Source organism: Aquabacter cavernae (assembly GCF_003993795.1).
GTDB classification, from domain to species: domain Bacteria; phylum Pseudomonadota; class Alphaproteobacteria; order Rhizobiales; family Xanthobacteraceae; genus Aquabacter; species Aquabacter cavernae.
This window is the reverse complement of the sequence record NZ_RWKV01000003.1, coordinates 190,231-210,483: the sequence shown is the minus strand read 5'-3', so window position 1 is coordinate 210,483 and position 20,253 is coordinate 190,231. Positions and strand designations below refer to the sequence as shown.

Genomic DNA, 20,253 nt, shown 5'->3' with positions numbered 1-20,253 from the left:
AAGACCGCACGGCCCTGGCGAATCCCGCTTGAATGGTCGGCCTGCAACAGCCCGCTCCGCTAGCGCCGGGCGGTTCCAGGACCACATCACCGCCTTCTCCTGTCGGCAAGACGGCTCTTGAGAGGCACAAAAGAAAACGCCCGGCCGAAGCCGGGCGTTCAGGGGTACTGCAGCGTACTGGACCGGACGGCAAAGCTCCGGAAGCGGAAGCCCACCCAAGGTGGGTGCACCGCTCCAGTCTCGGTCGCCTGCGTTACCCGCGCCGCGCGCCGGGCGCGGCGTGAACTCAGGCTTCCTCTTCGCCTTCCTCGGCGACGACTTCCACCACCTGCTCCTCGGTGGCATCCACCTCGTCCTCATCCTCGTCGTCACGGGCGCGGAAGTCCTCGCCGCGAGCCAGGCGCTCGGCCTCTTCGGCGCTGCGGGCGACGTTCACGGTGACGGACACCTCCACCTCGGGGTGCAGGGTCACGGGCAAGCCGTGCAGGCCGATGGTCTTGATGGGGTGGTTCAGCACGATCTGCTGGCGGCCCACGGTGAAGCCGGCGGCGGTCAGCGCGTCGGCGATGTCACGGGTGGAGACCGAGCCGTAGAGCTGGCCGCTCTCACCGGCCTGGCGGATGACCACGACGCTGACGCCGTTGAGCTTGGCACCGACCGCCTGGGCTTCCGTCTTCAGCTCCAGGTTCCGGGCCTCAAGCTGAGCCTTCATCTGCTCGTACTTGGTGCGGTTCGCCTTGGTGGCGCGCAGGGCCTTGCCCTGGGTCAGCAGGAAGTTGCGGGCATAGCCGGGGCGCACGCTCACCACTTCGCCCATCTGGCCGAGCTTGGCGATGCGCTCGAGAAGAATAACGTCCATGTGTGTCTCCTATGTCTTCAGAATGCTGTCTTTGGAATGCGTGGAATGCGGTCAGCGGTCGTTGGCGGCCGGCGGGCCGCCCCCGGTGCCCAGGCGGGTGCGCAGGTGGAACATGGTGTCCACCAGTCCGAACAGCGCCACACCGAGCACCGGCCAGCCGAGGGCGAGCGTCGCGACCCAGGCTGCGGTCAGGATGAGCGGCCGCGCCGTGCGGCCGCGCGTGAGATCGTGAAGGGCGGCGAAACCGGCGAGCACGAAGGCCGTCACCAGCGTGGCCCCCGCCGCCGAGGCCGCAAGGCCGGCCATGCCCGGTATCACGGAGGCGGCGACGATCACTGCCAGAAGGAGGCTCGTCACCTGCGGCAGGCGCAGGCCCGCCAGATGCGGCCAGGGGCGCGCGAGGCGCCCCGAGACCATGGCCGCCCGCCCGGCGAGATAGAGGCAGACGAGCTGCGTCACCATGGAGAGCGTTGCGGCCATGCCGGGCAGGACGCCCGCCACGAGGCCGGACATGCTGGCGGCGTCCGCCGGCGCAAGGCCCGCTCCGCCCACCTCTTTCTGCACTTCGACGAAGGCACCGAAAGCGGCGGCCACCGCCGCGCGATAGGTCTCGTAGTCGCTGGCCACCGACAGGAGACCCGCCAGCGTGCTGCCGGTCGCCAGCACCGCCGCCAGGATTACGATGCCCGAGACGGAGAACCAGACCATGCCGCCGCGCCCGGCAGGCTCGTCGCGCGCCAGGAGGGCGGCATAAGCCAGGACCCAGGCCGGGCCGCCAATGCCGATGAGATAGGCGAAGAGGAAGGTGGTGCTGAACACCACGCCAAGGCTCGCCGCGCCGAACAGCACGCCGAACAGAGCGGCCCAGTGGCTGAAGGCGAGGCCCGCCACCATGATGGGGAGAGGGGCGAGATAGAACAGGGGAACGGCCAGCATGGTGCCCGCGGCGACGCCCGCCACGAGAAGTGCAGAGGCCGCGCCCGCGGCCAGGCCGATGAGAAGAATCTGTCCCATGTCTCTCGCTGTCCCGCCGAGGCGGTTAGAGGGCGGTTGCGGCGCCGGTCGCGCCATCGTCCCCAACTGGGCCGCGCCGGCGCGGCCTCTTTTACTCGAAAAACGGGGCGCGACAGCGCGCGCCCCGGATCATCGTTCCGCGATCAGCGGATCACGAAGGGCAGCAGGCCGAGGAAGCGCGCACGCTTGATGGCCGCCGACAGCTCGCGCTGCTTCTTGGCGGACACCGCGGTGATGCGGCTCGGCACGATCTTGCCGCGCTCGGAAATGTAGCGCTGCAGGAGCCGCACGTCCTTGTAGTCGATCTTCGGCGCGTTGGGGCCGGAGAACGGGCAGGTCTTGCGACGACGGAAGAACGGGCGACGCTGACCGCCACCACCACCGGCTTGAGCGAATGCCATCACACAGTCTCCTCGCTCTGGGCCTCTTCCCGCTCGCGCGGACGGCGCGGACGGTCACCGCCGAAGCCGCGATCGCCGCCGAAGCCACGCTCGCCGCGCTCGCGGTCGTCGCGATCACGCTTCTGGAGCATGGCGGACTGGCCTTCTTCATGCTCTTCGACGCGCAGGGTGAGGAAGCGCAGAACGTCCTCGTCAATGCGCATCTGGCGCTCCATCTCCTGCACCGCCGCCGAGGGGGCGTCGATGTTCAGGAGCGTGAAGTGCGCCTTGCGGTTCTTGTTGATGCGATAGGTCAGGGTCTTCACACCCCAATATTCGGTCTTGCCGACCGAACCGCCGTTCGCCTCGATCACACCCTTGAAGCGGGTGGTCAGTTCCTCGACCTGCTGCGCCGTCACGTCTTGGCGCGCGAGGAACACGTGCTCGTAGAGAGCCATGTCGTCTCTTGCCTTTCTGTTCGTTCCGCCCCCGGCGCCAAGCCCTTTCGGCCTTCGGAAAGGCGCGTCTGCTCGGAAGGCGGGAACACGGGACGACGGGCTTTCGCCCTATCGACTTCCTGCGCGCCTCTGAAGCTGGCATGAAGACGACCGTCCGTTCAGCCCCCGGCCGGGACAACGGAAGCGGGGCGTATAGCAGGTTCTGCCGCCGATGCAAGCTTTCCGGGCCCTGTGGCCGAGCCTCCGGGCGGGGTTCCGGCGCGCTCTGCGCCCGCCGCACGACACCATTGCGCGTGGACGCAGCACGGGCAACCTTGACTCCCTGCCCGAGGCAGTGTCTCTCCCCTCCCCAAATTTCAGGCCCGCAACCAAAAGCGAGAGAACCGCATGAGCACGGCCTTTATCTTCCCCGGCCAGGGCAGTCAGCAGGTGGGCATGGGCAAGGCCCTCGCCGACGCCTTTCCCGCCGCACGCGCGGTGTTCGACGAGGTGGACGCGGCACTGTCGCAGAAGCTCTCGACCCTCATGTGGGAGGGGCCGGCCGATGAGCTGACCCTTACCGCCAACGCCCAGCCCGCCCTCATGGCGGTGTCGCTCGCCACCCTGCGCGTGCTGGAAAGCGAGGCGGGCCTCGACCTTGCGCGGGACGCCGCCTTCGTGGCCGGCCACTCGCTGGGTGAATATTCCGCGCTCGCCGCCGCCGGTGCCCTCTCGGTGACCGACGCGGCGCGCCTGCTGCGCATCCGCGGCAGCGCCATGCAGCAGGCGGTGCCGGTGGGCGCGGGTGCCATGGCCGCCCTGCTGGGCCTCAATTATGCCGATGCCGCCGCCGTCGCCGTCGAGGCGGCGCAGGGCGAGGTCTGCGCCGCCGCCAACGATAATGCGGACGGCCAGGTGGTGGTCTCCGGCACCAAGGCCGCCGTGGAGCGGGCCATCGAGATCGCCAAGGCCAAGGGCGCCATGAAGGCGGTGCTGCTGCCCGTGTCCGCCCCCTTCCATTGCAGCCTCATGGCCCCGGCGGCTTCGGCCATGGCCGAGGCGCTCGCAAAGGCCGACGTGAAGGCCCCGGTGGTTCCCCTGGTCTCCAACGTGAAGGCCGCGCCCGTCACCGACCCGGCGGAGATCGTCCGCCTGCTGGTGGAGCAGGTGACCGGCACCGTGCGCTGGCGCGAGAGCGTGCTGTTCATGGCCTCCGCGGGCGTGGACCGCACCGTCGAGGTGGGCGCCGGCAAGGTGCTCTCCGGCCTGTCGCGCCGCATCGCCAAGCAGATCGCGGCGAGCGCGGTGGGCACGCCCGAGGACGTTGCCGCCTTCATCGCGGCCCGTGCCGCGCCCGCCGCCTGATCCCTTTTTCCTCTTCGGCTTCTGGAGCTCCCATGTTCGACCTCAGCGGCAAGACCGCGCTCGTCACCGGCGCCACGGGCGGCATCGGCGGCGCCATCGCCAAGGCCCTGCACGCCCAGGGCGCCACCGTCTCCCTCTCCGGCACCCGCAAGGAGGCGCTGGAGGCGCTGGCGGCCGAGCTGGGCGAGCGGGCCCATGTGCTGCCCTGCAATCTCGGCGTCGCCGAGGAGGTGGAGAAGCTGGTGCCCGACGCCGAGGCCGCCATGGGCCAGGTGGACATCCTGGTGAACAATGCCGGCATCACCCGCGACAACATCTTCATGCGCCTCACCGACGAGGCCTGGGACCAGGTGATCGCGGTGAACCTCACCTCCGCCTTCCGCCTGTCGCGGGCGGCGGTGCGCTCCATGATGCGCCGCCGGGCGGGCCGCATCATCTCCATCACCTCCATCGTCGGCGTCACCGGCAATGCGGGCCAGGGCAATTATGCCGCCGCCAAGGCGGCCATGATCGGCATGAGCAAGTCGCTGGCCCAGGAAGTGGCGAGCCGCGGCGTGACCGTGAACTGCGTCGCCCCCGGCTTCATCGCCACGCCCATGACCGACGCGCTCAATGAAAAGCAGCGGGAAAGCATCCTGAAGGCCGTGCCTGCGGCGCGGCTGGGCTCGCCCGCCGACATCGCCAATGCCTGCGTCTATCTGGCCTCCGACGAAGCCGGCTATGTCACCGGCCAGACGCTGCATGTAAACGGTGGAATGGCCATGATCTGAGCCTTGTGCATGGCAAGCCCCGCTGGACCTTTTGACGGGGATGGGGTTTGCTGGCATAGGCTTGGGAAGTGTGGTAACGACCCGCCATCCGGTCGAGCAGACAAACGCGCGTTCGGGTGAGGATTTCTGTGCTTCGATCAGCCCGACGGGAACCGAGCATGGGGGCTGGGCACGGCGGGTGAAAGGCTTTATGCCGTCTCACAGCCGCCGCACGGCAGGACATAATTCAGATAATGAGGGTGCATCGATGAGTGAAATCGCCGATCAGGTGAAGAAGATCGTCGCGGAGCATCTGGGCGTCGAGCCCGCGAAGGTCACGGAAAATGCCAGCTTCATCGACGATCTCGGCGCGGACAGCCTCGACACCGTCGAGCTCGTGATGGCCTTCGAGGAAGCGTTCAACACCGAGATCCCGGACGACGCCGCCGAGACCATTCTGACGGTCGGCGACGCGATCAAGTTCCTGGAAAAGAACGCGGCTTGATCTCAAGCCTGTGTATTCGACGGTCGCGGCGCCCCGGGCGTACGCGGCCGTCCGTCTGATTGTTCCGGAGTTCTCCCATGAGACGTGTTGTCGTCACTGGCCTCGGCATGGTGACGCCGCTCGCCTGCGGTGTCGAGCCGAGCTGGCGGCGGCTGCTGGATGGCCAGAGCGGCGCGTCGGTCGTCGAGCGTTTCGACGTTTCGGACCTGCCCTGCAAGATCGCCTGCACCATTCCCCGCGGTGACGGTTCCGATGGAACCTACAATCCCGACGACTGGATGGAGCCCAAGGAACAGCGCAAGGTCGATGAATTCATCGTCTTCGCCATGGCGGCCGCGCAGCAGGCGCTGGACGATGCCGACTGGCATCCGACCTCCTATGAGGACCAGATTTCCACCGGCGTCCTGATCGGCTCCGGCATCGGCGGCATCGAGGGCATCGCGGAAGCGTCCCTCATCCTGAAGGAGCGCGGCCCGCGCCGCATCTCGCCCTTCTTCATTCCCGGCCGCCTCATCAACCTGGCGGGCGGCTACGTCTCCATCGCGCACGGCCTCAAGGGGCCGAACCATGCGGTGGTCACGGCCTGCTCCACCGGCGCGCACGCCATCGGCGATGCCGGGCGCCTCATCGCCCTGGGCGATGCGGACGTGATGCTGGCGGGCGGCACCGAATCGCCGGTCAACCGGCTCGCGCTGGCGGGCTTCGCCTCCTGCAAGGCGCTCTGCACCGCCTTCAACGAGGAACCCGCGCGCGGCTCGCGTCCCTATGACCGGGATCGCGACGGCTTCGTCATGGGCGAAGGCGCGGGCATGGTGGTGCTTGAGGAATACGAGCACGCCAAGGCGCGCGGCGCCAAGATCTATGCGGAGCTGATCGGCTACGGCCTGTCGGGCGATGCCTATCACATCACCGCCCCCTCCCCCGACGGTGACGGCGCCTATCGCTGCATGAGCGCGGCCCTGAAGCGCGGCGGCGTGACCCCGGCCGAGGTGGACTACATCAACGCCCATGGCACCTCCACCATGGCCGATGGCATCGAGCTGCAGGCAGTGGAACGCCTTCTGGGCGATGCGGCGGCGGGCGTGTCCATGTCCTCCACCAAGTCGTCCATCGGCCACCTTCTGGGTGCCGCCGGGGCGGTGGAGGCCATCTTCTCCATCCTGGCGATTCGCGACCAGGTGGCGCCGGCCACCCTCAATCTCGACAATCCCTCCGTCGAGACGGCCATCGATCTGGTCCCGCACAAGCCGCGGGCGCGCAAGATCGACGTGGCCCTGTCCAACTCCTTCGGCTTCGGCGGCACCAACGCTTCGCTGCTGTTCCGTCGCCCGCAATCGTGAGCGCAAGGACCATCGGCACGCCGATGGTCCCATTTTTGTCCATTTGAGCCTTATCCCCTGTTCCCCGACGGTACGTGAGCGTACCCGTCGCCTGGGACAGGACGCGCCGGGCGGGGCCACGGCTCCGGCGCCCGGACCGCGAAAGGGAGGAAGACCCTCATGGCCGCACCCGACGACAAGGCCCCGAACGGCGCGCCGGACGTGATCCCGCCCGCTCCCGAGCCTGCGCCGGCGGAGAGCACGCCCGCCGCCGCCCCGCAGGGGAAGCCTGCAAAGGCACGCGGCAAGGCCCCCGCGCCCGCGAAGGCCAAGAAGAGCCGCCCCTCCCGCAGCGCCAGCCACCCCGCCGTGGTGATCGGCAGCGCCATCTTCACCTTCCTCCTGTTCCTGGCGGTGGGCGGCGGCCTCGTCGCCTGGTACGGCCAGCGGCAATATGCAGCGCCCGGCCCCCTCGCGGCCGAGAAGCTGGTGTTCATCCCGCGCGGCTCCGGCACCCGCGACATCGCCGAGATCCTGGAGCGCGAAGGCGTGGTGCGGAACTGGCTGCTGTTCCTCGCGAGCCAGCAGATCACCCATCGCGGCGAGCAGCTCCAGGCGGGCGAATATCTGTTCCCCCCGGCCATTCCCCTCTCCAAGGTCATCGACGATCTGGTGGAGGGCCGCGTGGTGGTCCATCAGGTCACCATTCCCGAAGGCCTCACCAGCCAGCAGATCCTGGACCGTCTCAACGGGTCCGAACTGCTCACCGGCACCCCGCGCCTGCCCCAGGAAGGCACGCTGCTGCCTGAGACCTACCGCATCACGCGCGGCATGCGGCGCGACGAGGTGCTCACCCGCATGGCGGCGGAGCAGCAGAAGGTGGTGCGCGACGTCTGGGCCAAGCGCGACCCCAGCATTCCCCTGAAGTCGCCCCAGGAACTGGTCATCCTCGCCTCCATCGTGGAGGAGGAGACCGGCAAGTCCGACGAGCGGGCCAAGGTGGCGGCGGTGTTCATCAACCGCCTCAACAAGAAGATGAAGCTCCAGTCGGACCCGACCATCATCTACGGCATCGCCGGGGGCAAGGGGACGCTGGGGCGCTCCATCACCCGCACCGACATCGTCACCCCCACCGCCTACAACACCTACACCATTGACGGCCTGCCGCCGGGGCCCATCGGCAATCCCGGCAAGGAGGCGCTGGCCGCCGTGGCGAATCCCGCCAAGACCGACGACCTCTATTTCGTCGCCGACGGCACGGGCGGGCACGCCTTCGCCAAGACCCTCGACCAGCACAATCGCAACGTCGCGAAATGGCGCGAGATCGAGGCGGCCCAGAGGGCGGCCCAGCCGCCTGCGACCACCGCGCCGGTCACCGCCCCCGGCGCCGGAAGCTCCACCAACGCCAACTGAGGGGGCGGCCCCGGCCGCCGCGCGCCATGTCCGCCGCCAGCACGTCCATTGCCAGCATGACCGGGTTCGCCCGCGCCCAAGGTGCCACCGGCGCCTGGCGCTGGAGCTGGGAAGTCCGCTCGGTCAACGCCAAGGGCCTTGATCTGCGGCTGCGCGTGCCCTCCGGCTTCGATGCGCTGGAGGCTTCCGCCCGCGCGGCGGCATCCGCATGGCTCTCCCGTGGGTCGGTCTCGGCCACCTTCTCCTATACCCGCGAGGGCGAGGCGGTGGCGGTGGCTGTCAACGGACCCGCCTTGGACGCGCTGGTGACGGCGGGACGGGCTGCGGCGGACCGATTCGGCCTGCCCGCCCCCAGCCTCGATGCCCTCATGGCCGTGAAGGGCGTCGTGGAAGTGATCGAGGCGGAACAGACGCCCGAGGAGGCCGAGCGTATCGTCCGCGAGGCCGCCGCCGGCTTCGAGAACGCGCTGACCGCTTTGGTGGAGATGCGCCTGAAGGAAGGCGCCGCGCTCTATGCCGTGCTCCATGAGCGCCTGGACGCCATGGCCGCCCTGATCGCCGCCGCCGAGGCCCTGCCCGAGCGCCGCACCGACGCCATCCGCGCGCGGCTGGAGGAGCAGGTGCGCGCGCTGCTGGGCTCCGGCGCCCCGCTGGATGCGGACCGGCTGCACCAGGAGGCGGCGCTGCTGGCCGCCAAGGCCGATGTGCGCGAGGAACTGGACCGCCTCACCGCCCATGTGGCCGCCGCCCATGCCCTTCTGGACGCGGGCGGGCCGGTGGGCCGCAAGCTCGATTTCCTCTCCCAGGAGTTCAACCGGGAGGCCAATACCCTATGCTCCAAGTCCAATGCGGTGGCGCTGACCCAGATCGGGCTTGACCTGAAGCTCCTGGTGGATCAGTTCCGCGAGCAAATCCAGAACATCGAGTGAGCTGCCGCGCGCCATGGCCCAAGCCCCCACTCCGACCGCCGCCCATTTCGCCACACCCGGCTGGAAGCCCGGCTCCAAGGGGCTCGCCCGGCGCGGCCTGATGCTGGTGCTGTCCTCGCCCTCCGGCGCGGGCAAGACCACCCTCTCCCGCCGCCTGCTGGCGCTGGATGACCGCATCACCATGTCAGTGTCCGTCACCACCCGCCCGCCGCGCCCCGGTGAGGAGGATGGGAAGGACTATTTCTTCGTCAGCGTCGCGGAATTCGAGCGCCTGCGGGACAGCGGGGAATTGCTGGAGCACGCCACCGTGTTCGGCAATCTCTACGGCACGCCGCGCGCCGCCGTGGAAGCCGCGCTCACCGCCGGGCGGGACGTGCTGTTCGACATCGACTGGCAGGGTACGCAGCAACTGGACCAGAGCGCCCAGCAGGACCTCGTGAAGGTCTTCCTGCTCCCGCCCTCCGCCGGAGACCTGGAGCAGCGCCTGCGCACCCGCGCGCAGGACAGCGACGAGGTGGTGCGCCAGCGCATGTCGAAGGCGTCGGACGAGATCAGCCACTTCACCGAATACGATTACATCCTGATCAACCAGGATATCGACGACAGCCTGGCCAAGCTCACGGCCATCCTGAATGCGGAGCGCCTGAAGCGTCGCCGCCTCACGGGTCTCGCGGAATTCGTGAAGAGCCTGCGCGACGCGCTCTGAGTTTCCGACCCCGCGAAACTCCGGCCTCGCCCGGAGACGCTCATTGCCCGCAGGCGGCCGGAAGCTCCGGGAGAATGCGGGCACGCATGGGTTCCAGGGGGCAGCGGCCCGTCCCGCACCCCGGCAGGGGCACAGCGAGGGCATGCACCGCCTTCGGATCGAGGCTCCGCATGCCGTCCAGCTCCGCATAGAACAGCGTGAGGCCCACGGAGATGGCCCCGGTGGCCGTGTCACGCCAACGCTCCAGCGCGAAGGCCGTGGCGGGCGCGGTGGCGTCGGGCTGCCCCGGCAATGTCCAGTTCACGCCGAACACGCCCGCCATGTTGGAGAGGTTGTCGTCATGGCCCGCCAGCGCCACCAGCCGGGCCCCGGCACCGATGGCGGGTGAGGCTGCGCGGGGCTCCAGCGCCAGCACCCCCAGCATGAGGCGCGCCATGCCCGCGCCCTGGCGCACCGCCAGATAGGGCAGGCTGCGGGCAAGATCGGAGAGCCGGTTGCGCGGCGCCAGCAACGGCCCGAGGCGCGCGGCGTCGGATGCCTCCCCCCAGGCCACCTCGCCCGGCGGAAAGCCCTGGGCATATTCCAGCAGGAAGATTTCGCCCGCCTGCGCCGCCTCGGAGAGCGGCCCGGTGATGGTGATGCCCTCCGGCTTCACCTCGAACCCATCCGCGCCCACAGACGGCGTGGGGCTGCCGGGCTTGAGGATGGTGAGGATTTGCGGGATCGCCTTGGCCGAGGCGGCATCGGCCAACGTACCGCCGGCGCCCAACGCCGCCCTTAGAGCCTGCGCGCCCTCGTCCGGCTGGAGCCAGCAGGCGCCGCCAATGCTCTCGAACAGCGGGTCCCGTGCGCCGTGAGGACCGGACTGGACGGAGAGCCCACAGCCGGGCGCCAGATGCGCGGCCATCTGCGCGCCGCTGTGCCGCGTGCGCTCGTCCCGCCCATCAGCCCAGACCTGCACGGCCCCGTTCGCGCAGCCCCCGGCAAGGAGGCCCCGCGCCGCATAATGCGCGCGGATGCCGTCGGCGATGAGCGCCACCACCTGCGCGCCCTTGTCGGTGAGATACCCGCGCGCCACGGGCCAGACGGGCCAGCCCCGCGCGCTCCAGGCATCGAGGGTCTCAAGCGACTGCGTCGGCGCGCGCACACCATGCCGCTGCACAAGCACCACCCGCTCCAGCACCGTCTCAGCCCCCGCCGGAACCGTGGCCACCCCGAACGGCAGCAGCGCGCAGGCGAGCGGCAGCAGCATGCGGCGAAGGCGGGCGGGGACGGACGGACGGGACGACATGAGCGGCATGGGCGATCTCCCGGAGAGAGCAGACGCGCGCGAGGCAAAGAGGGGCTTCAGGATTGGCGCCTCATGGCACTGCCGCCCCGGTCGCCAGCACGAAGGTGCTCCGCCCCGCCTTCTTGGCGCGATAGAGAGCCTGGTCCGCATCATGGAGCAGGCGATCGGGGTCGGGATCGCCGGGCACGGCCACGGCGATGCCGATGCTGAGGCCCACCTGTGCATGCGTGTCGGCCAGCGCCACAGGCCGCCCCGCCGTGGCGATGAGGGCCTCCGCCAGGCGCTCCGCGGACGCAATGATGTCCCCGCGAGCCGCATGATGGATCAGGACGAACTCGTCCCCGCCCCAGCGCGCCACCATATCCTGCGGCCCGGCGGCGGCCCGGAACCGGCGGGCCATTTCCATGAGCAACTCGTCCCCCGCCCGATGCCCGAAGCCGTCATTCACCGCCTTGAACCGATCGAGGTCCAGGCACAGCAGCGCCAGCCCGCCATTCTCCCCTGCCAGATCCTCTCCGAGGCGATCGCGGAAGGCGGAGCGGTTGGGCAGGCCCGTGAGGGGGTCATGCAGGGCGCGGTGCTGGAGCCGGCGCTCCATCTGCTTGCGGCGCTGAAGATCCCGCACCGAGACCACATAGCCGTCCGGCTCGCCGGTCTGCGGATCCCGCGTCATCTTGATGGACGCTTCGATCCAGATCCAGGAGCCGTCCTTGTGGCGCTGGCGCTGCTCGCTCTGCGCGACGACGATGCTCCCCTCCCGAATGCTGCGCATCAGCGCGCCGAAGGCGGGAAGATCGTCTGGATGCACCAGTTCGATGGCGCGCTTGCCCACCAATTCCTCAGGCTCGTAGCCCAGCAGGTCGCGCACGGCGGGAGAGATATAGAGGCGGATGCCATCCAGGTTTCCGCGCACAAGGGTGTCCGTGGAATTTTCAGCCAGCAGCCGGAACAGGCCTTCCCGCTGCGCCAGGGCACGCAACTCGGCACCCCGGTCGATCTCGCGCACCACCAAAGCGGCGAGGTCTTCCAGCTCCCTTATCCCGGCCCCAGGCGTGGGGTGCGGCACAAGGTCCAGCACATAGAGAACGCCCTCCACATCGCTGCCCATGGGGCGGATGGGGGCGGCGGCGCAGAAGCGGATGCCCGGCGCGCCCATCAGCTGCATATGATGAGCAGGGTGCGGGTCGGACGCGGTGTCGGGAATCACATAGGCGGCTGCGAGGGGCACCGCACCGAAAGCGGCATGGGCGCAGTCCTGTCCCTCGATCGCGCCGTGAAAGGTGACGTGCTCCGCACCCGCATGCGTCAGGCGGATGGCCGCGAACGGCACCTGGAACAGGCAGCAGGCCAAGCGGCAGACCACGCCGAGCGTGTCTTCCCCCCAACCACCCATCCTCGCCTCCCGCGATCTCAGATCCCGGCCCCCGCCGCACGATGGCAAGAATGCGCGCCAGGGGAAAGGCCCCGTTTGCGCTTCATCCCCCGGACTTGAGCGCCCCGAAGGCATTGGCGAGGCCAACGAAGCCCGCGACGTCGATTTCTTCGGCACGCTCCGTCTCCGGAACACCCGCCCGCTCCAGCAAAGCCGGCGTGTCCACGCCCAGTTGTTTGAGGCTCTGACGCAGCATCTTGCGGCGCTGGCCGAAGGCTGCCTCCGTCACCCGCTCCAGATTGGACAATGCACAAGGCAAGGGGTCCGTGCGCGGCACCAGATGGACGACCGACGAGGTCACCTTGGGCGGCGGCACGAAGGCGGAGGGCGCCACATCGAAAAGGATACGCGCCTGGGTGCGCCAGCCCGCCAGCACGGCAAGGCGGCCATAGGCCTTGGTCCCTGGGGCAGCCACGATGCGCTCGGCCACCTCGCGCTGGAACATCAGGGTGAGGGAGGCGAACCAGGGCGGCCAGGGGTCCGAGGACAGCCAGCCCACCAGCAGCAGGGTCGCCACATTATAGGGCAGGTTCGCCACCACCCGCGCCGGCCCCTCTCCCAGGAGCGGGAGCACATCCACCTTCAGGGCATCGCCCTCGATCACCTGGAGGCGCCCGGGATAGGCGTCCGCCACCTCCGCCAAAGCGGCGACGCAGCGCCGGTCGCGCTCCACGGCCACCACCCGCGCCGCGCCCAGCGCCAGCAGCGCACGGGTGAGGCCGCCGGGGCCTGGGCCCACCTCCACCACCTGCGCACCCTCCAGGGGGCCGGAGCCGCGCGCGATGCGGGCCGTCAGGTTGAGGTCCAGCAGGAAGTTCTGGCCGAGCGACTTCTGCGCGGACAGTTCGTGCTTGCGGATGACGTCGCGCAGCGGGGGAAGATCGTCGATCGCGCTCATGCCGCCTGCTCCGCGTGCCGTGCCGCCCGCTCGCCCTCCGCGAGGCGCGCCGCGAGGCGCAGCGCCGCCACGAGGCTGGAGGGATCGGCCCGCCCGGTTCCAGCAAGGTCGAAGGCCGTGCCGTGGTCCGGCGAGGTCCGCACGAAGGGCAGGCCCAGCGTGGTGTTCACCCCGTCATGGAAGGCCAGGGTCTTCACCGGCCCCAGCACCTGATCATGATACATGCCGATGACCGCGTCGTAGGTCGCCCGCGCGGCGGGGTGGAACAGGGTGTCCGCGGGCAGAGGGCCCCTGGCCTCGACGCCCTCGGCCATCAGCCGCTCGACAGCGGGGCGCACCACGTCCTCATCCTCCGAGCCGATGGTGCCCCCCTCCCCGGCATGGGGATTGAGGCCCGCAAAGGCGAGGCGGGGCGCAGCGAGGCCGAACCGGCGGCGCATGTCGCGATGGACGATGTGGCCCGTCTCCACCAACAGCTCGATGGTGAGCAGGTCCGGCACCGCGCGCAGCGGCACATGGATGGTGGCGGGCACCACGGCGAGTTCCGGCGACCAGATCATCATCACCGGCCGAGGGGCAGCCCCACCGGGCGGCGCGCAGCGGGCGGCAAGATATTCGGTATGGCCCGGAAACGGGAAACCTGCCCCATAGACCACGGATTTCGCCAGCGGCGCCGTGACGAGGCCGCAGGCGCGCCCCTCCAGCACCAGATCCACGCCCCGCTCCAGGCTCTCCAGCACCGCCGGAGCACTGGTCCCATCGGGACGCCCCGGCGCGGCAGTGGCGGTGGGCCCGGCGGGATGCACCGGGAGAGCGTCGCCGAAAAGCCGCGCGGCCTCTTCCGGCTTGCAGGCGACCACCGGGACATCGAGGCCAAGCAGCCCGGCACGGGCTCGCAGCAGGTCCGGGTCTCCCACGGCACAGAAGGCGGGCAGGAGCGCGGCCTTGCGCAGCGTCCAGGCCATGAGGACGATCTCGGGGCCGATCCCCGCCGGCTCGCCGAGCGTCAGAGCCAAAGGGCTCATCAGCGGTAGACGATCAAAGCGGATTTTCGCAGATCAGCGAGGAGCTTCTTGGATTCAGCCTGGAACTGGGTGGACGCAAGCTGGTCCTTGATCTCGCGTTTCTGCGAGCTTTCGCCCTTCACCTGCACCTTGTCGCACACGGCGAAGATCTCGACACCGGACTGGGTCACCTCCGGCGGCGTCAGGCGGCCCACATCGGTCTTGTCCAGAATCTGACGGAGTGCGGCGGGCATGTCCGAGGACATGCGGTGAACCGGCGAGCGGACGACCACTTCCCGCAGCCCCTTGGCCGCTTCCAGTCCGCTGTCGCAATTGGTGAAACGGGACCGCAGGGCATTGGCCTCCGACAGCCGCGCCTGATGGGCGTTCGAGCCGCGCGGCACCACGAAGATGATGGGATAGAGCTTGAATTCGGTGGCCACCATCTGGCCCCCGGACTCCTTGGCGCTCAGGGCCGCCAGCACGTCCGTATCCCGCACATTGATGGCCGGAGCCCGGGCGCGCACATATTGCTGCCAGACATTGTCCGCGCGCAGCTTGTTCTTGAAGGTCTGCGCATTGACGCCCTGCTGGCCGAGGAGAGCCGCAAGCTGGTCCGGGGTACGCCCGCTGCGTTCCGCCACGCCCGCGAACAGCTTGTTCAGCTCCTCATCGTCCAGGGTGATGCCGATCCGGTTGGCGGCGGCCACCTTGACGTGCTGGTCGATCAGCTCTTCGAGCGTCTCCTTGGCGCCGGGCGGCTTCTCGCCGATCACCTGATGGAGCTTCTGGCGCTGGGCCACGTCATAGCTTGTGATGGGCTGGCCGTTCACGAGCACCAGGAGCTGCTGGGCCGCGGCGGGCGCGACGCCCCCTCCGAGGAGGGCGAGGGCAAGGCCGAGGATCGGCAGGAGGCGGGCACTCGTCAGCATGGCATCATCCGGGTAGGAACCGTGTCGCGGCGAAAAGGCCGGAACCGGGCGCGGTGCCCGGAGCCGGCGCACCGTATCTTGCCAGCACCTGTGGCGGCAATACGGCCACAGGCCCGTTTTCCGCCGCCTTCCGTCACAAGATGACGTTGCGGAAATTCTTACCGCCCCTGGGGCGGCAAGGATCAATTGTTGCTGCTCCCTACGGCGCTGGAGATCCTGGACTGACCAAGAGTACGCAGACCGATCGTAACCATGATCTGCTGGCTCGGATCGGAGTCATAGGTGCTGAGTGAATATTGGGAAATGTAGCTCACCGCCAGAGTGAAGCAGTCGTCCGAATAGGTCACACCCACCGAAGTCATATCAATTCCAGACTGAGCGATATTATAACGAATACCACCCGCCACCGACCATTCGTTGGTGAGGCGGTAGGATCCGCTAGTATAGATGCCCTCGCGCTCCTCATAATAGCCCAACAGAGGCTGCGGCGCATACCGGCCATAGACGGCGGAGAGGCTAATCTTGTCAAACGAGGTCCGGCCTTCCAACTCGAACCTTTGGAGCGAATAGTTCTCCTGATCGAAGCGGAAGCGCGAGATGAATTCCAAATTATTTGTCGGCGAATAGGAGAAACGAGCCACATAATCAGACACATTGGTGTCGAGGCCCGATTCCAGTCCGGTATTGGCCATGTCGCCTTCAGCGAAGGAATTGATACCGAACAGGTGATAGGACTGCCCCACCAGAGCGGTGATCAGGCCCGCATTGTTGAGCGCCGCCGTATAGCTGACGCCCACATTCAGACGGCCACCGCCCTCAACCCGGTCCCAGCCGGAATATTTGTTGATCTCGAACAGGTTGCTGTCGTCGAACACAAGGCTTTGGGCATCCTCGTTCGGCAGCTTGCCGATACCCGTCTCGCTCGGGCGGATGACCAGTTGGGCGCGCGGCTCGATGGTCTGCGTGCCCCAGTTCTGCACCGAGATGAAGGGATAGCGATAATCGAGACCAACCGCAGGCATGGCGCGGATCAGGTTTTCATCACCTGACTGAAGCGGGTTCTGGCCCGGAAGGGTGACACCGCTCGTATAACTGGACGGCAGCGCGCTGATATTGGCGTGCGCAACATCCACCCGCGCGCTGACGAAGGGGGTCCAAATCTGGCCGATCTGGTCAGTGACGGACGTCTTCCAGTACAGCTCGGCGCTGAGACGCTGATATTCGCCCGGCGCGCCGCGCAGCAGGCACTGGGTGGGGTTTGGATTGGTGAGGGCACAGGAACCGGCAGGAACTCCGGTGCCGCCACCCGCATTGGACGTGGCCGCCGACATGCCGACAAAGTCGGCCTCGTTGCGTGAAACAGCGTTGAAGTTCACCCGCACGCCCGCTTCACCGCCGAAAACGGGTTTTCCGAACACATAATTATAGTTGAACGTCCCCACCACCGGGATCATGTCCTGGTTGTCCGTCACGGCCAGACCGAGGAAATAGAGGGCGCGGGCGTCGAAGAAGGAGCGATCGCCCTGCCCGGTCACATAGAGCTGGGAAATGATCTCGGTGGGCGTGGAATTGACGAGGCCGAGCGCGTCGACATAGCCGCCCAGGTGATAGTCGTTCAGGAAGGTGCGGTCGGAGGCGAGCGTGCCGTCCCAGCCCCACTTCCATTGGTCGGTAATGGCGAACTCACCCCGGCTCTGGATGATGCCGCGATTGTCGCGATAGCCGGGAAGGCCCGCGAAGGCGTCCTTGTCCTGCTGCATGATGCCGGCGGCGCGAATGTCATAGGCGCCGTTCATCAACTGCTGGCGCCACTCGCCCTGCATCAGCAGGCCCTGCTCGCTGTAATAGACCGGGGTCAGGGTCATGTCGCGATCGGGCGCGATGTTCCAGAAGAAGGGAATCCCCACGCCGAAGCCGAGATTGCTGGCATTGGCGAAGACCGGGCTCAGGAAGCCCGTCTTGCGCTTCACCGTCGGATCGGGGCTGGAGAAGTACGGGAAATAGGCCATGGGCAGACCGAAAAACTCCAAGGTCGCGTCCTTGTAGTAGATCATCTGCTCGTTCTGGTTGTGGATGATGCGCGCGGCCTTCACCTGCCATAGCGGCGGGCGCTCGGGCGCGTTCTTGCACGGCTCGCAGGCGGTATAGACGCCGTTCTGGAAGACCGTGACATTGCCTTCGGTCCGGTCGGCCCGGGTCGCGGCGAAATGGGTCTTATCGACCGTGTCCACCCGCATCGACTGGATAAAGCCGTTCTTGAAATCCTCGCTGAGTTCGAGGTTTTCGGCGCGGATGAGATTGCCGTCCTTCTGCTTCAGGCGAACATTGCCCTCCGCGATGACCACGTTGCGATTGCGGTCGAAGGTGACGCGCTGAGCTTCCAGGCTCGCGCCGTCATAATACAGCTGGACGTTGCCCGAGGCTCCGACCGTGTTCTTCTCATAGTCGTAGATAAGCTCGTCAGCCGTGACGAGCATCTTCTTGTTACCGTCCGTTTGCGGTGCAGAAAAAGTGTTCGCCATGCCGCCCACGGGCGACTGAGCGTGCGCGGGCAAGGTCCCAGCATAGACAGCCAGACCCAGCGCGATCGCATAGGCAAGCCCGTTCCCGCCACGACGCATTACACGCCGCCAGGCCGAAGCTGCCCCCCCTTCCGCGGGAGTGAACCCGACGGTCATCCGTCCTCCCGGTGCAACAGAACAAGAACCCCCAGGAAAATCCCCGCCACCGCCGGAAACCATGCAGCGGCAATGGGATGCACCACGCCCGCCTCGCCTAGATCCTCCGCGAGCTTGGTTCCCAGATAAAGCAGAAACCCGGCGAGCACGCCACCGAGAATCGTCTGACCCACGCCGCCGAAACGGAAGATGCGCAGCCCCACGGCGGCGGCGATCAGCACCATGGCCACGAGCAAGAACGGGCGGGCCAACAGACTCTGGAGCTGCAGCCGGTATCGCGCCGCACCAAATCCGGCCTGCTCCGCATTCTTGATGGCCTCCGGAAGTTGCCAAAAAGACACGGTTTCCGCGGACAGGAGGCTCTCCTGGATCTGCGCCGGATCGAGATTCGTGGCGATCAGAAAGGAGGCGAATTGCTCCTGCTCGAAGCCCGGAATGAGCACCCGAACCTCGCTCAGAACCCAGTAACCATGTTCGAGGATCGCGGACTTCGCCTCCACGCGCTCCACAAGCCGATCGGCCTTGTCGAACTCGAAGACGGTCACGTTCAGAAGCTCGCGCCCGCTCTGCTGGGTGGCCTGCGCCTTGATGATTGCCTGCCCGTCCACGCTCTGCTGGCGGATCCAGAACGCGCCCTTGGCCGGGCCCAGGAGGCTGCCGGACGGCGCGGAATTGAAGATCTCGCTCTCCATCCGGTTCGCCCGCTCCTTGAAGTCGGCGGAGACCGGATTGAAGACGCAGGTGGCGAACACGCCGATGAGGAAGGCCACGATCACCGCAGGCGAGGTGAATTGCCATGCGGACAGGCCCACCGCCCGCGCCACCACCAGCTCCAGGCGCTTGGAGAGCATGACGAAGGAGAAGATGCCGCCGAACAGGACCGCGAAGGGCAGGAGCTGCTCGGTGAAGGCCGGGGCGCGGTAGAGCGTCAGAAGGGCCACCACGCCTGTGGTCACGGCGTCGCGGTCGGCGGTGCGCCGGCTCATCTCGAGGAAGTCCACGAGCATGATGAGCGAGACGCACGAGAAAAAGATCATCGCCACCGCCGAGAAGAAGCGGCCTGCGAAATAGGTGCCGAGGATGCGCCCGATCATGGCGTCAGTTGGCCGTAAGCCGGTTCACGCGGGCGGAGACGGCATCCACCATCCGCACCAGCGCCTGGGGCGGGGCGAACTTGATCCATCCCTGCAGGGCGAACGCGCAAATGACGATGCAGGCCAGCGGCAACAGATAGGCCACCGGCACCGCCGCCTCGGACGTGCGCAACTGCCCGCCCACCACGAAGGAGGAGATCTGAAGCCCCACCATCACCGGGATGATGGCGGCGAGCGCGAGGCCGCGGCTCTGCCGGGTGGTACGGGGCCGCGCCAGAGCGGCGGCCGCGACGGCGAAGAAGGCGAAGGGGTAGAGACCGGCGGACAGGCGCTTGTGCACCTCCTCGCGGAAGCGCCCGGCTTGGCCGATCAGCACATAGACATCGTTGGCGGGCGGGCTTTGCACATAGTCGAACGAGCGCTCGCTGGGGCGCAGCTCGGAGCCGCCCTGGCCGCCGGGAGCCAGCCCGTCGAGGCCGAACGCATAGCGCTGGAAGGCGACCACGGAGCCGTTGGAGGCGGAGCCCGCCGTGCGCCTGTGAATCGACCCGTCCTCCAGCACCAGAAAGATCCCCTTGGGGGTTTCCACGATCTGCCCACGGTCGGCGACATAGGTGGATATTTCCTTTTCGCGGGCGTCGTCGATCAGGATGCCGCGCATCACGCCGTTGCTGGCGCGTTCGCGGATATGAAAGACGAGGCCGGGCGAAAGGGTCACGAAACGGCCGGGCTGGGCCACGAAGGACACCACGTCGGCCCGCACGCGCGATACCTGATCGCGAAAGGAGCGCAGGCTCGCCGGCACCAGGTCGATGGCCAGCACCTCCACGAACAAGGAGGCGAGCACAGCCAGGATGATGAGCGGCCGCAGCACGCGCCAATGGCTCATGCCCGCCGCCGCCATCACCACGATCTCCGAATCGCCGTTCAGCTTCAGCAGGGTGTAGGCGGTGGCGATGAACAGTGCCGCCGGCGCGATCACCAGCACCAGGGTGGGCATGGTCAGGCTGGTGATGGAAATGAAGGCGAGGATGGTCTGGCCCTGGCTGGTCACCAGATCCAGCTGACGCAGCGCCTGGGTGGACCAGATCATGGCGCTCAGCACCGCGGTCACGCCCAAAAAGGCGGTGGCGGCCGTCACGAAGATGTACCGGTCGAGACGGCCCATGCACCACTTTCCAACGCGCTCGCCGCCCCGAGCTGCTTCTATCTGGAACGACTCTTGGATAGCCGCTCACGCTGCAAAGC

Annotated in this window: 19 protein-coding genes; 7 read left to right on the top strand and 12 right to left on the bottom strand. The window is 67.9% G+C overall.

Features of this window, described 5'->3' with window-relative positions; all coding sequences use genetic code 11:
• Positions 1 to 286: 286 nt before the first annotated feature.
• The 4 genes from rplI to rpsF all read right to left on the bottom strand — a co-directional run bounded on the left by rplI (position 287) and on the right by rpsF (position 2,711).
• A complete protein-coding gene (gene rplI, locus EJJ38_RS02760; protein ID WP_127088583.1) occupies positions 287 to 859 on the bottom strand; it encodes a 50S ribosomal protein L9 in 573 nt (190 codons plus the stop codon).
• Positions 860 to 910: 51 nt separating this feature from the next.
• On the bottom strand, positions 911 to 1,873 hold the full coding sequence (locus EJJ38_RS02755) for a DUF2232 domain-containing protein (protein ID WP_164738385.1): 963 nt from the start codon (positions 1,871 to 1,873) through the stop codon (positions 911 to 913).
• A gap of 143 nt (positions 1,874 to 2,016) precedes the next feature.
• Positions 2,017 to 2,274, bottom strand: a complete 258-nt coding sequence (rpsR, locus tag EJJ38_RS02750) for a 30S ribosomal protein S18 (protein ID WP_012172827.1) — start codon at positions 2,272 to 2,274, stop codon at positions 2,017 to 2,019.
• Positions 2,274 to 2,711: a 30S ribosomal protein S6 gene (gene rpsF / locus EJJ38_RS02745; protein ID WP_127088581.1), complete on the bottom strand. Its 438-nt coding sequence runs from the start codon at positions 2,709 to 2,711 to the stop codon at positions 2,274 to 2,276. Before rpsF ends, rpsR begins: the two co-directional genes overlap by 1 nt.
• Positions 2,712 to 3,098: 387 nt before the next feature.
• Between rpsF and fabD the strand changes: the two genes are divergently transcribed.
• From fabD to gmk, 7 genes are all read left to right on the top strand, one after another.
• Positions 3,099 to 4,055 carry an ACP S-malonyltransferase gene (gene fabD / locus EJJ38_RS02740; protein WP_127088580.1) on the top strand — a complete coding sequence of 319 codons (957 nt, stop codon included), beginning with the start codon at positions 3,099 to 3,101 and terminating at the stop codon, positions 4,053 to 4,055.
• A gap of 32 nt (positions 4,056 to 4,087) precedes the next feature.
• Positions 4,088 to 4,825: a 3-oxoacyl-[acyl-carrier-protein] reductase gene (gene fabG / locus EJJ38_RS02735; RefSeq protein WP_127088579.1), complete on the top strand. Its 738-nt coding sequence runs from the start codon at positions 4,088 to 4,090 to the stop codon at positions 4,823 to 4,825.
• A gap of 247 nt (positions 4,826 to 5,072) precedes the next feature.
• Positions 5,073 to 5,309 carry an acyl carrier protein gene (locus EJJ38_RS02730; RefSeq protein WP_127088678.1) on the top strand — a complete coding sequence of 79 codons (237 nt, stop codon included), beginning with the start codon at positions 5,073 to 5,075 and terminating at the stop codon, positions 5,307 to 5,309.
• Positions 5,310 to 5,386: 77 nt separating this feature from the next.
• Positions 5,387 to 6,649, top strand: a complete 1,263-nt coding sequence (gene fabF, locus EJJ38_RS02725) for a beta-ketoacyl-ACP synthase II (RefSeq protein WP_127088578.1) — start codon at positions 5,387 to 5,389, stop codon at positions 6,647 to 6,649.
• Positions 6,650 to 6,808: 159 nt separating this feature from the next.
• Positions 6,809 to 8,041, top strand: coding sequence for an endolytic transglycosylase MltG (mltG, locus tag EJJ38_RS02720; RefSeq protein ID WP_127088577.1), 1,233 nt, complete (start codon positions 6,809 to 6,811; stop codon positions 8,039 to 8,041).
• Positions 8,042 to 8,067: 26 nt separating this feature from the next.
• The gene (locus EJJ38_RS02715; protein ID WP_245454082.1) at positions 8,068 to 8,970 is read left to right on the top strand and encodes a YicC/YloC family endoribonuclease; all 903 of its coding nucleotides are present in this window, start codon (positions 8,068 to 8,070) and stop codon (positions 8,968 to 8,970) included.
• A gap of 100 nt (positions 8,971 to 9,070) precedes the next feature.
• A complete protein-coding gene (gmk, locus tag EJJ38_RS02710; protein WP_420836863.1) occupies positions 9,071 to 9,676 on the top strand; it encodes a guanylate kinase in 606 nt (201 codons plus the stop codon).
• A 40-nt stretch (positions 9,677 to 9,716) separates the two neighbouring features.
• Here the strand turns inward: gmk and EJJ38_RS02705 are convergent, their stop codons facing one another.
• The 8 genes from EJJ38_RS02705 to EJJ38_RS02670 form a co-directional block, all read right to left on the bottom strand.
• Positions 9,717 to 10,976, bottom strand: a complete 1,260-nt coding sequence (locus EJJ38_RS02705; protein ID WP_127088575.1) for a histidine-type phosphatase — start codon at positions 10,974 to 10,976, stop codon at positions 9,717 to 9,719.
• A 61-nt stretch (positions 10,977 to 11,037) separates the two neighbouring features.
• Entirely contained in the window at positions 11,038 to 12,360 is a 1,323-nt protein-coding gene (locus EJJ38_RS02700) for a diguanylate cyclase domain-containing protein (protein ID WP_164738384.1), read from the bottom strand.
• A gap of 82 nt (positions 12,361 to 12,442) precedes the next feature.
• On the bottom strand, positions 12,443 to 13,297 hold the full coding sequence (gene rsmA / locus EJJ38_RS02695; protein WP_127088573.1) for a 16S rRNA (adenine(1518)-N(6)/adenine(1519)-N(6))-dimethyltransferase RsmA: 855 nt from the start codon (positions 13,295 to 13,297) through the stop codon (positions 12,443 to 12,445).
• Positions 13,294 to 14,322: a 4-hydroxythreonine-4-phosphate dehydrogenase PdxA gene (gene pdxA, locus EJJ38_RS02690; RefSeq protein WP_127088572.1), complete on the bottom strand. Its 1,029-nt coding sequence runs from the start codon at positions 14,320 to 14,322 to the stop codon at positions 13,294 to 13,296. The genes rsmA and pdxA overlap by 4 nt, the downstream gene beginning before the upstream one ends.
• A complete protein-coding gene (locus tag EJJ38_RS02685) occupies positions 14,322 to 15,233 on the bottom strand; it encodes a peptidylprolyl isomerase (RefSeq protein WP_127088571.1) in 912 nt (303 codons plus the stop codon). Before EJJ38_RS02685 ends, pdxA begins: the two co-directional genes overlap by 1 nt.
• Before the next feature lie 182 nt (positions 15,234 to 15,415).
• Positions 15,416 to 17,911, bottom strand: coding sequence for an LPS-assembly protein LptD (locus tag EJJ38_RS02680; RefSeq protein ID WP_127088570.1), 2,496 nt, complete (start codon positions 17,909 to 17,911; stop codon positions 15,416 to 15,418).
• Entirely contained in the window at positions 17,908 to 19,005 is a 1,098-nt protein-coding gene (gene lptG, locus EJJ38_RS02675; protein WP_127088569.1) for an LPS export ABC transporter permease LptG, read from the bottom strand. Before lptG ends, EJJ38_RS02680 begins: the two co-directional genes overlap by 4 nt.
• Before the next feature lie 4 nt (positions 19,006 to 19,009).
• Complete coding sequence (locus EJJ38_RS02670) at positions 19,010 to 20,173, bottom strand: LptF/LptG family permease (RefSeq protein WP_127088568.1); 1,164 nt, start codon at positions 20,171 to 20,173, stop codon at positions 19,010 to 19,012.
• Between the last annotated feature and the right edge of the window lie 80 nt (positions 20,174 to 20,253).

Excerpts from the sequence above, each read along its gene's own strand:
- rsmA (WP_127088573.1), bottom strand. The coding sequence starts at position 13,297 with ATGAGCGCGATCGACGATCTTCCCCCGCTGCGCGACGTCATCCGCAAG.
- rpsF (WP_127088581.1), bottom strand. The coding sequence starts at position 2,711 with ATGGCTCTCTACGAGCACGTGTTCCTCGCGCGCCAAGACGTGACGGCG.
- gmk (WP_420836863.1), top strand. The coding sequence starts at position 9,071 with ATGCTGGTGCTGTCCTCGCCCTCCGGCGCGGGCAAGACCACCCTCTCC.
- fabD (WP_127088580.1), top strand. The coding sequence starts at position 3,099 with ATGAGCACGGCCTTTATCTTCCCCGGCCAGGGCAGTCAGCAGGTGGGC.
- EJJ38_RS02705 (WP_127088575.1), bottom strand. The coding sequence starts at position 10,976 with ATGCCGCTCATGTCGTCCCGTCCGTCCGTCCCCGCCCGCCTTCGCCGC.
- EJJ38_RS02755 (WP_164738385.1), bottom strand. The coding sequence starts at position 1,873 with ATGGGACAGATTCTTCTCATCGGCCTGGCCGCGGGCGCGGCCTCTGCA.
- EJJ38_RS02730 (WP_127088678.1), top strand. The coding sequence starts at position 5,073 with ATGAGTGAAATCGCCGATCAGGTGAAGAAGATCGTCGCGGAGCATCTG.
- rplI (WP_127088583.1), bottom strand. The coding sequence starts at position 859 with ATGGACGTTATTCTTCTCGAGCGCATCGCCAAGCTCGGCCAGATGGGC.
- EJJ38_RS02685 (WP_127088571.1), bottom strand. The coding sequence starts at position 15,233 with ATGCTGACGAGTGCCCGCCTCCTGCCGATCCTCGGCCTTGCCCTCGCC.
- EJJ38_RS02715 (WP_245454082.1), top strand. The coding sequence starts at position 8,068 with ATGTCCGCCGCCAGCACGTCCATTGCCAGCATGACCGGGTTCGCCCGC.
- EJJ38_RS02680 (WP_127088570.1), bottom strand. The coding sequence starts at position 17,911 with ATGACCGTCGGGTTCACTCCCGCGGAAGGGGGGGCAGCTTCGGCCTGG.
- fabF (WP_127088578.1), top strand. The coding sequence starts at position 5,387 with ATGAGACGTGTTGTCGTCACTGGCCTCGGCATGGTGACGCCGCTCGCC.
- rpsR (WP_012172827.1), bottom strand. The coding sequence starts at position 2,274 with ATGGCATTCGCTCAAGCCGGTGGTGGTGGCGGTCAGCGTCGCCCGTTC.
- lptG (WP_127088569.1), bottom strand. The coding sequence starts at position 19,005 with ATGATCGGGCGCATCCTCGGCACCTATTTCGCAGGCCGCTTCTTCTCG.
- EJJ38_RS02700 (WP_164738384.1), bottom strand. The coding sequence starts at position 12,360 with ATGGGTGGTTGGGGGGAAGACACGCTCGGCGTGGTCTGCCGCTTGGCC.
- EJJ38_RS02670 (WP_127088568.1), bottom strand. The coding sequence starts at position 20,173 with ATGGGCCGTCTCGACCGGTACATCTTCGTGACGGCCGCCACCGCCTTT.
- mltG (WP_127088577.1), top strand. The coding sequence starts at position 6,809 with ATGGCCGCACCCGACGACAAGGCCCCGAACGGCGCGCCGGACGTGATC.
- pdxA (WP_127088572.1), bottom strand. The coding sequence starts at position 14,322 with ATGAGCCCTTTGGCTCTGACGCTCGGCGAGCCGGCGGGGATCGGCCCC.
- fabG (WP_127088579.1), top strand. The coding sequence starts at position 4,088 with ATGTTCGACCTCAGCGGCAAGACCGCGCTCGTCACCGGCGCCACGGGC.